Annotated in this window: 8 protein-coding genes; 5 read left to right on the top strand and 3 right to left on the bottom strand. The window is 68.5% G+C overall.

The features are described from left to right. Window positions 1-36 precede the first annotated feature (36 nt). Both RCP37_RS06690 and RCP37_RS06685 read left to right on the top strand, forming a co-directional pair. Window positions 37-2019 (top strand): ATP-dependent DNA helicase, encoded by a 1983-nt coding sequence (locus RCP37_RS06690; protein WP_308486150.1) that lies wholly within the window; start codon window positions 37-39, stop codon window positions 2017-2019. 20 nt (window positions 2020-2039) lie between these two features. Further along, entirely contained in the window at window positions 2040-3482 is a 1443-nt protein-coding gene (locus tag RCP37_RS06685) for a neutral zinc metallopeptidase (protein ID WP_308486149.1), read from the top strand. 121 nt (window positions 3483-3603) lie between these two features. Here RCP37_RS06685 and glgP read toward each other — a convergent pair whose 3' ends face one another. After that, window positions 3604-6186, bottom strand: coding sequence for an alpha-glucan family phosphorylase (gene glgP / locus RCP37_RS06680; protein ID WP_308486148.1), 2583 nt, complete (start codon window positions 6184-6186; stop codon window positions 3604-3606). A gap of 133 nt (window positions 6187-6319) precedes the next feature. Between glgP and RCP37_RS06675 the strand changes: the two genes are divergently transcribed. Together RCP37_RS06675 and glgB are read left to right on the top strand one after the other, a co-directional pair. After that, entirely contained in the window at window positions 6320-8353 is a 2034-nt protein-coding gene (locus RCP37_RS06675) for an alpha-1,4-glucan--maltose-1-phosphate maltosyltransferase (protein WP_308486147.1), read from the top strand. After that, window positions 8353-10581, top strand: coding sequence for a 1,4-alpha-glucan branching protein GlgB (gene glgB / locus RCP37_RS06670; RefSeq protein ID WP_308486146.1), 2229 nt, complete (start codon window positions 8353-8355; stop codon window positions 10579-10581). The genes RCP37_RS06675 and glgB overlap by 1 nt, the downstream gene beginning before the upstream one ends. A 15-nt stretch (window positions 10582-10596) precedes the next feature. On the opposite strand, the gene RCP37_RS06665 is transcribed toward glgB, so the two are convergent. Further along, entirely contained in the window at window positions 10597-11511 is a 915-nt protein-coding gene (locus tag RCP37_RS06665) for a tetratricopeptide repeat protein (protein ID WP_308486145.1), read from the bottom strand. Between the two features lie 144 nt (window positions 11512-11655). Continuing rightward, the gene (locus RCP37_RS06660; RefSeq protein WP_308486144.1) at window positions 11656-12837 is read right to left on the bottom strand and encodes an acetyl-CoA C-acetyltransferase; all 1182 of its coding nucleotides are present in this window, start codon (window positions 12835-12837) and stop codon (window positions 11656-11658) included. A gap of 80 nt (window positions 12838-12917) precedes the next feature. Here RCP37_RS06660 and mce point away from each other — a divergent pair, with 80 nt between their 5' ends. Continuing rightward, complete coding sequence (gene mce, locus RCP37_RS06655) at window positions 12918-13409, top strand: methylmalonyl-CoA epimerase (RefSeq protein ID WP_308486143.1); 492 nt, start codon at window positions 12918-12920, stop codon at window positions 13407-13409. Window position 13410: the final 1 nt, after the last annotated feature.

Here is a 13410-nt window from a genome sequence, read left to right as displayed (position 1 = left end):
CGTGCAGATCGCAAAGCGGGCTACCGTGTGCACACCATGGCTGCCCCGTCCGTATCCGAGCTACTCGCCGCCGCGGTAGCCGCACTGGGCGGCAGCGAACGCGAGGGCCAGGTCCGTATGGCCGAGGCGGTGGCGCGCTGCTTCGAGACCGGCGAGCATCTGGCGGTGCAGGCCGGCACCGGTACCGGCAAGTCGCTGGCCTACCTGGTTCCGGCGATCGCGCGGGCGTTGACCGACGAGAACCCCGTCGTGGTGTCGACTGCAACCATCGCACTGCAGCGCCAGCTCGTCGACCGCGACCTGCCGCGTCTGGCCGGCGCCCTGGAAAAGGTGCTGCCCCGGCGACCCACCTTCGCACTGCTCAAGGGTCGGCGGAATTACCTGTGCCTGAACAAGATCCACACCGGCATCGCCGAGGAATCCGACGACGAGCCGCAGGCCGAGCTGTTCGACCCGTTCGCGGCAAGCGCCCTGGGCCGCGACGTGCAGCGGCTGACCGCGTGGGCTGAAGACACCGACACCGGTGATCGTGATGACCTCAAACCCGGTGTACCGGAACGGTCCTGGTCTCAAGTCAGCGTCTCGGCACGGGAATGTGTGGGCGCCGTGCGCTGCCAATACGGCACGGATTGCTTCGCCGAGCGGGCCCGCGCCGTCGCGTCCGATGCTGACGTCGTGGTCACCAACCATGCCCTCTTGGCCATCGACGCCATCTCCGACACCACGGTGTTGCCCGAGCATCGCCTGCTGGTGATCGACGAGGCGCACGAGCTCGCCGACCGGGTGACCTCGGTGGCCACCGCCGAGCTGAGCGCGACCATGCTCAGCGTCGCGGTGCGCCGTGTTGGCCGGCTGGTCTCCCCCGAACTGGTCCAGCGCCTCGATGCCGCATCGTTGACGTTCGGCTCGGCGATCCACGACGGCACCCCCGGCCGGATGGATCACCTCGACGAGGAGCTGGCTACCTATCTGGCCGCCCTGCGTGATGCCGCCGGGGCGGCCCGCGCAGCCATTGACACCGCACCCGCCGATCCCAAGGCCGCGGCCGCGCGCAAGGAGTCCGTCGCCGCACTGACCGAGATCGCCGACACCGCGTCCCGGATCCTGACCTCGTTCGAGCCGGCCATCCCCGACCGCTACGACGTGGTCTGGCTCAGCCACGAAGACAACCGGGGCTCGGTGCGGGCCGTGCTGCGGGTGGCACCGCTGTCGGTGGCCGGCCTGCTGCGCGAGCGACTGTTCGCCCGCGCGACAACGGTGCTGACCTCGGCGACGCTGACGGTCGGCGGGTCTTTCGACGCCATGGCCGGCGACTGGGGTCTGCGGCGCGGCGAAGACCCCCAGGCCGCGCGCTGGCGGGGCCTTGATGTCGGCTCGCCGTTTGCGCACGCCAAGTCGGGCATCCTCTACATCGCGGCACACCTGCCGCCACCCGGACGCGACGGCACCGGCACGGCCGAACAACTCGACGAGATCACCGCGCTGATCACGGCGGCCGGCGGCCGAACCCTGGGCTTGTTCTCTTCGATGCGAGCGGCACGAGCCGCGGCCGAAGCGATGCGCGAGCGCCTCGACACCCCGGTGCTGTGCCAGGGCGACGACACCACCGGCGCGCTGGTCGAGCAGTTCGCCGACGACGCCGAGACTTCGCTATTCGGCACGCTGTCGCTGTGGCAGGGCGTCGATGTCCCGGGACCGTCGCTGTCGCTGGTGCTCATCGACCGCATCCCGTTCCCGCGGCCCGATGATCCGCTGCTGACCGCCCGGCAGCGCGCCATCACCGCGCGCGGCGGCAACGGCTTCATGGCGGTGGCCGCCAACCACGCGGCTCTGCTGCTGGCCCAGGGCGCCGGCCGGCTGCTACGTGGGAACGACGACCGGGGCGTGGTGGCGGTGCTCGACTCCCGGATGGCCACCGCCCGTTACGCCGGTTATCTGCGGGCCTCGCTACCGCCGTTCTGGGGCACCACCGACACCGCGAAGGTGCAGCTGGCGCTGAAGCGACTGCGCGGCGCCTGAGCCCACTATCGTGATACCTCATGCGCCCTGCCAACCACCGTGTGCTCGTCACCGCCTGCGCGCTGGTGTTGTTGCTGAGCGGATGTGCCCGCATGCTCGACGGGAAACCCGTGTCGGTCTTCGCCGACCCGTTCCGGGTGGGCGGCCTGCAGGCCGTCGACGGCCCCACCGGGCTGCGCCCTGACGCCCCGCCGCCGACCCGGGAGGTCGACGGCACCGACGGTGGACGGATCGATCAGCTCGCTGCCCAGTCCGTCAGCGACCTCGAGGCGTTCTGGACCACGACCTATCCCAACACCTTCGACGGCGATTTCAAGCCGGCGAAATCACTGCTGTCCTGGGATCCGGCGCAACTACGCGGAAAGTTCTGTGACAGCAGGACTTTCCTGTTGGTGAACGCGGCCTACTGCTATCTGGACAACACCATCGGCTGGGATCGCCGACTGCTGCTGCCCGCACTGCGCAGCGCCTATGGCGATATGGCCATCACCATGGTGCTCGCCCACGAGTACGGCCACGCGATCGCCCGCACCGCCGGCATCACCAAACGGCGCCAGACCCCGACACTGGTGGCCGAGCAGCAGGCCGACTGCCTGGCGGGTGTCTACCTGCGCTGGGTGGCCCAGGGGGATTCCCCGCGCTTCACGTTGAGCACCGGCGACGGGCTCAACGGGGTGTTGGCCGCGATGCTGGCGCTGCGGGATCCGTTGCTCGGTCCCGACGAGTCGATCGGCAACAACGAGCATGGCTCGGCCTTCGAGCGGATCTCGGCGTTCCAGTTCGGGTTCACCGACGGCGCCGGCTCGTGTAAGGCCATCGACGCCAAGGAGATCGAGCAGCGGCGCGGCGAACTGCCGGTGCAGCTGCAACAGGACGAGACCGGTGAGGTGCCGGTCAGCGAGGAATCGGTGCGGCTGGTTATCGACGCGATGAACATCGCGTTCACGCCGGCCCAGCCACCGAAACTCACGTTCGACGCCGCGACCGCATCGTCGTGCTCGGACGCGCGCCCCAGCCCGCCGGCCTCCTATTGCCCGGCGACCAACACCATCGCGGTCGACCTGCCGGCCCTGCAGACCATGGGCACCCCCAGCAAGGACCAGAAGTTGGCGACGCTGTCCGGTGACAACACCGCCTACTCGGCACTGATCTCGCGGTACTTGCAGCGCGTGCAGATCGAGCACGGCGGGCTGGTGCTCGACAACGCCGCGGCCGCGCTGCGCACCGCGTGCCTAACCGGGGTGGCCACCACGCGGCTGTCCCAGGGCGTCACCACCTCCAACGGCGGCAGGATCGCATTGACCGCGGGTGATCTGGACGAGGCGGTCGCCGGGTTGCTGACCAACGGTCTGGCCGCCGGCGATATCAACGGCGAGTCGGTGCCGGCCGGCTTCTCGCGCATCGATGCCTACCGCACCGGGGTGCTCGGCGATTTCGATCGCTGCCTGGCCCGATTCCCGTGATCAGGCGTTCTCCGCAGGACGGCGAACCGTTCAGATTGCACTGAGGGTCGTAGATCGCGACGAATCGCAGCCCTGAGCGCAATGTCAGCGACGGGAAGGCTCACGCCGCCCCCTGTCGGCCTCAGGCCAACGTCACCAGGCCCAGTTCGGCATCGCCGGACAGCAACGGATGGCACGGCAGCACCCGCACGGTGTAGCCCACCGACCCGGCCACCGGTAGCCGACTGGTCGTGGAGAAGACTTCCGTTCCGTCGGCGTTAGTGTGGGCGTGCGACATCGCCACGGTGACCGGATCCAGCAGGGTGTCACCGGAATCCACTCGGCCCAGCACCGCCTGAACGGCCACCTCGTCCGGCCGCAACCCAGCCAGACGCACCGAGGCAGTCAGCGTCAGCTCCGAGCCCAGCCAGGGTGCGTCGGGCAGCCCGGTGCTGTCGACGTCGGTGATCTGGATGTGCGGCCAGGCCGCTTCTGCCCGACGCCGGTAGTCGGCCAATTGACGTGCCGCACCGAAGGGCACACCGTCGATCGGCTCGCAGGTGCGCCGCAACGACTGCGCGGCCGGCGCATAGCACTGCTCCACGTAGTCATGCACCATCCGCGACGCCAGCACTTTCGGCCCCAGCGTCTGCAGGGTGTGGTGCACCATCTTCATCCAGCGCGGCGGCACGCCCCGGTCGTCGCGTTCGTAGAACTTCGGCACCACCGATGACGCCAGCAGGTCGTAGAGCGCCGCGGCTTCCAGGTCGTCGCGCCGATTCTCGTCGGCGACCCCGTCCGCGGTGGGAATCGCCCAGCCGTTCTGACCGTCGAACCACTCGTCCCACCAGCCGTCGCGAATCGACAGGTTCAGCCCGCCGTTGAGCGCGCTCTTCATTCCGGAGGTACCGCAGGCCTCCAACGGGCGCAGCGGATTGTTCAGCCAGACATCGCATCCCGAGTAGAGGCGCCGCGCCATCGACATGTCGTAGTCGGGCAGGAATGCAATGCGGTGCCGCACCTCCGGGCGGTCGGCGAACCGCACCACCTGCTGAATCAGCGCCTTGCCGTCGTCGTCGGCCGGATGGGACTTACCGGCGACGATCAGCTGGACGGGGCGCTGCTCGTCAAGCAGCAGCTGCTCCAATCGGTCGGGATCACGCAGCATCAGCGTCAACCGCTTGTACGTCGGCACCCGTCGGGCGAAGCCGATCGTCAGCACGTCAGGGTCGAATGCCGTAGCGATCCAGCCCAACTCGGCCTCCGAGGAGCCGCGTTCCAGCCCGGACTGCAGCAACCGCAGCCGGACCTCGTCGACGAGCAGGGCCCGCAGCTGCGAGCGGATGGACCACAGCGTCACGGGATCGACCTGCTGCAGACGTTGCCAGGCCGCGGGCTCGCTGAACGAGTCGGGCGCGGCCACGTCGCGACTGAGCTGCAGCCACGGCGGCGCCGCCCAACTCGGCGCGTGCACGCCGTTGGTGATCGAGCCGATCGGCACCTCGTCGCCGTCGAACCCCGGCCACAGGTCGTTGAACATGACCCGACTGACCCGGCCGTGCAGCCGCGAAACACCGTTGGCGCGCTGCGCCAGCCGCAGGCCCATGTGGGCCATGTTGAACATCCCGGGATCGTGTTCCACGCCCAGTTCCATGATCCGCTCGGTGGGCACCCCGGCGACCAGGGCATCACCGCTGTCGTCGAAATAGCGGCACACCATGTCGGCGGGAAACCGGTCGATTCCGGCCGGCACCGGGGTGTGGGTGGTGAACACCGTCGCCGAACGGACTACGGCCAGCGCGGTGTCGAAATCCAGTCCCTGCTCGGCGATCAGCTCACGGATGCGTTCGACGCCGAGGAAGCCCGCGTGTCCCTCGTTCATGTGAAAGACCTCGGGAGCGGGCATGCCTTGCAACCGGGTGAATTCGCGGATCGCCCGCACACCGCCGATGCCTGCCAGGATCTCCTGACGAATCCGATGCTCCTGGTCGCCGCCATACAACCGGTCGGTGATTCCGCGCAGCTGGTGGGGATTCTCACCGATGTCGGAATCCAGCAGCAGTAACGGCACTCGGCCCACCTGCGCGACCCAGATCCGGGCCCGCAACCGGCCGGCGCCGGGCAACGCCACATCGATCAGCACCGGCCTGCCGTCGGTATCGACCAGCAGCCGCAACGGCAGCCCCTGCGGATCCAGTGCCGGATAGGTTTCGCGTTGCCAGCCGTCGGCGGTCAACGCTTGACGGAAATACCCGGACCGGTAGTACAGCCCCACCGCGATCAGCGGCACGCCCAGGTCCGACGCCGACTTCAGGTGATCCCCGGCCAGGATCCCCAGGCCGCCTGAGTAGTTGGGCAGAGCTTCGGCGACACCGAATTCCATCGAAAAGTAGGCGACCGCCGTCGGCAACGCCGCCCCGCCGTCTTGCTGGTGCTGATACCACCTCGGCCGGGTCAGATACGCCGTGAGGTCGGCAGACAGAGCATCGAGCCGGGCGGTGAACTCCGGGTCGGCGGCCAGCTCTTCGAGCCGCGCGGGACTGACCGCACCGAGCAGCGCGACCGGGTCGCGCCCACACCCGTCCCACAATTCGGGGTCGATGGCGGCGAAGAGCTCCTGCGTCGGCTGCTCCCACGACCAGCGCAGGTTCATCGACAGCTGCTCGAGTGCCAGCAGCCTCTGGGGAAGGTGGGCGCGAACGGTGAACCGGCGGAGGGCCTTCACGACTCACCACCTTACCGAAGCGGAGGCTGCCGAACAGACCTGACGATTCGGTTGCGAACACCTCGCTCGGTTCCGGTGGACGTCGCTGGACAGCTACCGTGGGCGCATACAGCCCGACGACGAACGGAGTGTGGTGGCTGGACGAGTCGAGGTCGACGATGTCGAACCGGTCGTCTCGTGCGGCCGTTACCCGGCCAAGGCGGTGGTCGGTGAGACCGTGCCGGTCAAGGCCACCGTCTGGCGTGAAGGCCATGAGGCCGTCGCTGCGACGTTAGTGGTGCGCTACGGCGGGCGCCACTATCCGCTGCCCGGTGATCCCCCACCGACCTCGACCGGTTCAGCACTGCATCTGCCCATGCACACCGGGTTCGACGCCTACGTCTTCCACGGCGCCTTCACCCCCGACGCCGTCGGCTTGTGGACCTTCCACGTCGAGGGTTGGGGGGATCCGTTGCAGAGCTGGCGGCACGCGGTGACCGCCAAGCTGGACGCCGGCCAGGCCGCGGCCGAACTGTCCAACGACCTGTTGATCGGCGCCGACCTGTTCGACCGTGCCGCAGCCGGGGTCCCGACCGCACGGCGCGAACCGGTGCTGGCAGCGGCCGCGGCATTGCGTGCCTCAGGCGATCCCGTGTCGCGGGCCGCGCCGGCCCTGTCGGCCGAACTCGACGAACTGCTAGCCCGCTACCCGCTGCGTGAGCTGGTCACCACCGGCGTCCCGCACCGGGTGTGGGTGGATCGGCCGCTGGCACGCCGCGGCGCGTGGTACGAGATGTTTCCGCGCTCGACCGGCGGTTGGGACGCCGAGGGCCGCCCGGTACACGGCACGTTCGCCACGGCCACCGCGGCACTGCCCCGGATCGCACAGATGGGGTTTGACGTGGTGTACCTGCCGCCGGTGCACCCCATCGGACGAATACACCGCAAGGGCCGCAACAACTCCGCGACGGCCGAACCCGGGGATGTGGGTTCGCCGTGGGCCATCGGCAGCACCGAGGGCGGTCACGACGCGGTGCATCCGGCGCTGGGCGACATCGGTGACTTCGACGACTTCGTCGCCGCGGCCCACCGGCTCGACCTGGAGGTTGCGCTGGACCTGGCGTTGCAGTGCGCACCGGATCATCCTTGGGCTGCCCAGCATCGGGAATGGTTCACCGAGCTGCCCGACGGCACCATCGCCTACGCGGAGAACCCGCCGAAGAAGTACCAGGACATCTACCCGCTGAACTTCGACAACGATCCGGCCGGCCTGTACACCGAGGTGTTGCGGGTGGTCCGGTTCTGGATGGACCACGGGGTGAAGATCTTTCGGGTCGACAACCCGCACACCAAGCCTCCGGACTTCTGGCTCTGGTTGATCGCCGCCGTCAAGAACATCGACCCGGATGTGCTGTTCCTGTCCGAGGCGTTCACCCCACCGGCGCGCCAGTACGGTTTGGCCAAGCTGGGCTTCACCCAGTCCTACTCGTACTTCACCTGGCGGACAACGAAATCCGAGATCACGGAGTTCGGCCAGCAGATCGCCGAACTCGCCGATTTCCGGCGGCCGAATCTGTTCGTCAACACCCCCGACATCCTGCACGCCAGCCTGCAGCACGGCGGCCCCGGAATGTTCGCCATCCGCGCGGTACTGGCAGCGACACTGGGGCCGGCGTGGGGCGTGTACTCCGGATTCGAGTTGTTCGAGGACCGGGCAGTGCATGAAGGCAGCGAGGAGTACCTCGATTCGGAGAAGTACGAGCTTCGCCCCCGCGATTTTGCCGGCGCCGTCGCCGAAGGCCGCTCCCTAGAGCCGTTCATCGCCCGGCTCAATGAGATTCGCCGGCTGCACCCGGCCTTCAACCAGCTGCGCACCGTGCACTTCCATCATGTCGACAACGACGCACTGCTGGCCTACAGCAAGTTCGACCCGGCTACCGGCGACACCGTGCTGGTAGTGGTCACACTGAATCCATTCAGCGCTGAGCAGGCGACGCTGCACCTCGACATGTGGGCGCTGGGAATGCCTGATTACCAACGCTTCTGGGTACGTGACCAGATCAGCGGTGAAGACTACAACTGGGGACAGGACAACTACGTGCGCTTGGACCCGGCACACGCGGTCGCCCACATCGTCACCATGCCGCCGATCAACGCCGGTGCCCGCATCGAGCTGCTGCGCCGCTGATGAGCACGATGACCCGACACCTGGCACCCCATCGTGGCGACCTGGCCCGGCTGCTGGCCGGTGAGCACCACGATCCGCATTCCGTCCTGGGCGCTCACGAATACGGCAGGACCACCATCATCCGGGCACTGCGCCCACGCGCTCGGCGCGTGGCGGTGCTCGTCGGTACCGAACGCTTCGTCATGCGCGACCTGGGGTCCGGGTTGTTCGCGGCCGCCCTACCGTTCACCGATCTCATCGATTACCGGCTGGAGGTGCACTACCCCGAGACGGCCGAATTCGCCGAGCCCACCGGGGTGCAGACGGTCGCCGATGGGTATCGATTCGCGCCGACGCTGGGCGAATTCGACCTGTACCTGTTCGCCGAGGGACGCCACGAACGTCTCTGGGAGGTGATGGGGGCTCAGCACCGCAGCTTCACCACACCCGACGGCGAGGTGTCCGGCGTGTCCTTCGCGGTGTGGGCGCCCAATGCCATCGGGGTGAGCCTGATCGGTGATTTCAACGGCTGGGCCGGTGACGACGTCCCGCTGCGATCATTGGGCTCCTCGGGAATCTGGGAGGTGTTCTGGCCCGACTTCCCCCCCGCCGGCCTCTACAAGTTCCGTATCCACGGGGCCGACGGCGCGGTCACCGAGCGCGCCGATCCGTTTGCCTACGCCACCGAGGTGCCGCCGCGGACCGCATCGATGGTGACGACCAGTGACTACACCTGGAACGACGCCGACTGGATGGCGCAGCGCTGCAAGCGCGACCCGGTGAGCGAGCCGATGAGCACCTACGAGGTCCATCTGGGCTCTTGGCGCCCGGGGCTCACCTACCGCCAACTGGCGGTGGAACTGACCGAATACGTGGTTCAACAAGGCTTCACCCATGTCGAACTGCTGCCGGTGGCGGAACACCCTTTCGGCGGGTCTTGGGGATACCAGGTGACGTCGTATTACGCCCCGACGGCGCGCTTCGGCACTCCCGACGACTTCCGGGCGTTGGTCGACGCCCTGCACGGTGCCGGTATCGGCGTCATCGTGGACTGGGTGCCGGCGCACTTCCCCAAAGACGACTGGGCGCTGGGCCGATTCGACGGGACGCCGCTCTACGAGCACTCCGATCCACGCCGCGGTGAGCAACTCGACTGGGGCACCTACGTGTTCGACTTCGGTCGCCCGGAGGTGCGCAACTTCCTGGTCGCCAATGCGCTGTATTGGCTGACCGAGTTCCACGTGGACGGGCTGCGGGTGGATGCCGTGGCATCGATGCTCTACCTGGACTATTCGCGCCCGCACGGCGGGTGGACCCCCAACATCCACGGCGGCCGCGAGAACCTGGAGGCGGTTCAGTTCCTGCAGGAGCTGAACGCGACCACCCACCGGGTCGCACCGGGCATCGTGACCATCGCCGAGGAGTCCACCTCCTGGCCAGGAGTCACCCGCGACACCAGCCTTGGCGGACTGGGATTTTCGATGAAGTGGAACATGGGCTGGATGCACGACACGTTGGCCTACCTCGGCCACGATCCGGTGCACCGCAGCTACCACCACCACAACATGACGTTCTCGATGCTCTACGCCTTCAGCGAGAACTACGTGCTGCCGGTCAGCCACGACGAGGTGGTGCACGGCAAGGGCACGCTGTGGTCCAGGATGCCCGGCTTCGGCTATCAAGAGGACCACCACAAGGCCGCGGGCCTGCGCGCCCTGCTGGCCTACCAGTGGGCGCATCCCGGCAAGCAATTGCTGTTCATGGGCCAGGAATTCGGCCAGCGCGCCGAGTGGTGCAACGAGCGCGGAGTCGACTGGTTCCAGCTCGACCCGCAGATCGAGCCCGACGGCTACTCCCCTGGCATCCTGCGGCTGGTCAGCGACCTCAACGCCCACTACCGCGCACTGCCCGCGCTGTGGACCCAGGACTCCGACCCGCGCGGCTATTCCTGGATCGACGCCAACGACTCCACCAACAACGTGCTGAGCTTCCTGCGCTACGGCACCGACGGTTCGGTGCTGGCCTGCGTGTTCAACTTCGCCGGCGTCACCCACGCCGATTACCACCTGGGGCTGCCGCGCGCGGGTCGCTGGCGTGAGGTGCTCAACACCGACGCGGCCGGCTACCGCGGGTGGGGTGAGGGCAACTTCGGCGGGGTCGTGGCCACCGACGAACCGTGGCACGGCCGTCCGGCCTCGGCGGTGCTGGTGTTGCCGGCCCTGTCGGCGGTGTGGCTGGCGCCCGAATAGCGTCAGCCGGCTGGGTCAGTACAGCGCGTTGGCCAGATTGCGCCGGCCGGCAACGACCTCCGGGTCGGCGGGGTCGAACAGCTCGAACAACTCCACCAGCCGGGTCCGCACCTCAGTCCGCTCGTCACCGGCGGTCCGTCGCACCAGTGCGATCAACCGGTCGAACGCAGCGGTGACGTCTTGGTTGAGGATCTGCACGTCAGCGGCGGCGAAGGCGGCCTCGACGTTGCCCGGCTCGGCGTCGGCCTGTGCGGGTGCATCGGGTTGCCGAGCTGTTGCGCGTTCCAGGAAGGTCAGCTGGCGCAGCGCCCCCTTGGCTTCGACGTGGTTGGGGTCGGTGTCCAGCAACGCCTGATAAGAGGCTCGCGCCGCCGGGAAGTCACCGGCGTCGAGTTGGTCACGGGCCTGTGCCAGCACCGGGTCCACCGGCTCCGGCTGCTCAGCGTCGCCGCCGCCGCCGGCAAGCTTGCCCGCGGTGGCCGACACCAGCGAGTCCACCCAGCGGCGCAGCTGGTCGGGCGGCTGGGGCCCCTGAAAGCTGGTGATCGGTTGGCCGGCGGCCAGTGCCACCACGGTCGGCACCGCGTCCACGCCGAACACCTGCGCCACCCGCGGGGCGACGTCGACGTTGACGGTCGCCAGCGCCCACTTGGGCGCGCCGCCGGCGTTGTCCGCCTGAGCCAGCGCAGCCAGGTTGTCGGCGAGCTGAATGCAGGCTTCGCTGCGCGGCGACCACAGCAGCACCACCACCGGCACCTGATTGGACCGGACCAGCACCTCGTCTTCGAAGTTGGCCTCGGTGATCTCGGTGGCACCCGGCGGAGCCGGGGTGTTCGCGGCGGCGCCGCCGGATTGAGCCGGCTTCTTGAGGCCGGACAAGTCCACTGCTCCGGCCAACGCCGGGCCGATCGGGGGTCGAGGACGCGTCACGCCGTCAAGTCTGTCACGCCGTCCTCGCGGCGCCGCCGACGGCCGTTTCCGCGCACGACCAACGCACTATGACCAAGATCACACCCGCGCGTCGCGACACGGAAACGGGCCGCGCCAGCAACCTACGCAACCGTAGGCAAGCCGCTACCCCGCCCGCAGGATCAGCGCGTCGCCCTGGCCGCCGGCACCGCACAGCGCGGCCACCGCATAGCCCGAGCCGCGCCGCTTGAGCTCAAGAGCGGCGTGCAGCGTGATCCGCGCACCGGACATCCCGATGGGGTGCCCGACGGCGATCGCGCCGCCGTGCACGTTGACCGCGTCGCCGTTGAGCCCCAGCTCCCGGGTCGAGGCCAGCGACACCGCCGCGAAGGCCTCGTTGATCTCCACCACGTCGAGCTGGTCGACGGAGATCCCCTCGCGCTCGATCGCCTTCTTGATGGCATTGGCCGGCTGGGACTGCAGGGTCGAATCCGGCCCGGCCACGACGCCGTGGGCGCCGATCTCGCACAGCCAGTCCAGACCCAGTTCCTGCGCCTTGGCCTTGCTCATCACAACCACCGCGGCGGCGCCGTCGGAGATCTGCGACGACGAGCCGGCGGTGATGGTGCCGCCGGAGCGGAACGCCGGCTTGAGCCCGGACAGCGACTCCGCGGTGGTGTTAGCCCGGATGCCCTCGTCCTCGGTGAACTCCAGCGGATCGCCCTTACGCTGCGGGATCTTCACCGGCACCACCTCGTCGGCGAAAACGCCGTCCTTCCAGGCCGCTGCGGCCCTACGGTGCGACTCGGCCGCAAACTCGTCCTGCTCGGCGCGGGTGAACTTGTCCTCGTCGTTGCGCTGCTCGGTGAGCGCGCCCATCGGCTGGTCGGTGAAGACGTCGTGCAGACCGTCGTAGGCCAGGTGGTCACGCACCGTCACGTCGCCGTACTTGTAGCCCGACCGGCTGTCCAGCAGCAGGTGCGGGGCCTTGCTCATCGACTCCTGGCCGCCGGCCACCACCACGTCGAATTCGCCGGCGCGAATCAGCTGGTCAGCCATGGCGATGGCGTTGATTCCCGACAGACACATCTTGTTGATGGTCAGCGTCGGCACGTCCCAGCCGATGCCGGCGCCCACCGCCGCCTGCCGCGCCGGCATCTGGCCGGCCCCCGCGGTCAGCACCTGGCCCATGATCACGTACTGCACCAGCGACGCCGGCACCTGCGCCTTCTCCAGCGCCCCGGCAATGGCCACGGCGCCCAGGTCGCTGCCGGAGAAATCCTTCAGCGAACCCATCAACCGGCCGATCGGGGTCCGAGCCCCAGCAACGATCACCGATGTCGTCATGACTACCTCCCGGGCGGGTCTGAAAGGCCGATCTTCCGGTCGGCGCAGCACGATGTTTCCGCTCAGGTTACCGTTACGTTATGACCACCGAATCCGTCGCTGACTCCTGTGAGGCACGCCCCGCCCTGGCCTCGGCCTTGGTGACGGCGGTCGACCACGTCGGTATCGCGGTCCCGGACCTGGAAGTGGCCAAGAAGTGGTACCACGACAAGCTCGGGATGATCGTGCTGCACGAAGAGGTCAACGAGGAGCAGGGCATCGTCGAGGCGATGCTCGCGGTGCGCGGCGCGCCGGTCGGCAGCGCCCAGATTCAGCTGATGGCCCCGATCGACGAGTCTTCGACGATCGCGAAGTTCCTGGACAAGCGCGGCCCGGGCCTGCAGCAGCTGGCCTACCGGACCAGCGACATCGACGCGCTTTCCGAGCGGCTGCGCGAGCAGGGCGTGCGGTTGCTCTATGAGGCGCCGCGGCGCGGCACGTCGAACTCGCGGATCAACTTCATCCACCCCAAGGACGCCGGCGGCGTGCTGGTCGAGCTGGTCGAGCCGGCCGCGAACCCCGCAGCGCACTGAC

It is taken from the genome of Mycolicibacter sp. MU0102 (assembly GCF_963378105.1).
Lineage (GTDB): Bacteria > Actinomycetota > Actinomycetes > Mycobacteriales > Mycobacteriaceae > Mycobacterium > Mycobacterium holstebronense.
This window is presented reverse-complemented; position numbering and strand designations above follow the sequence as displayed.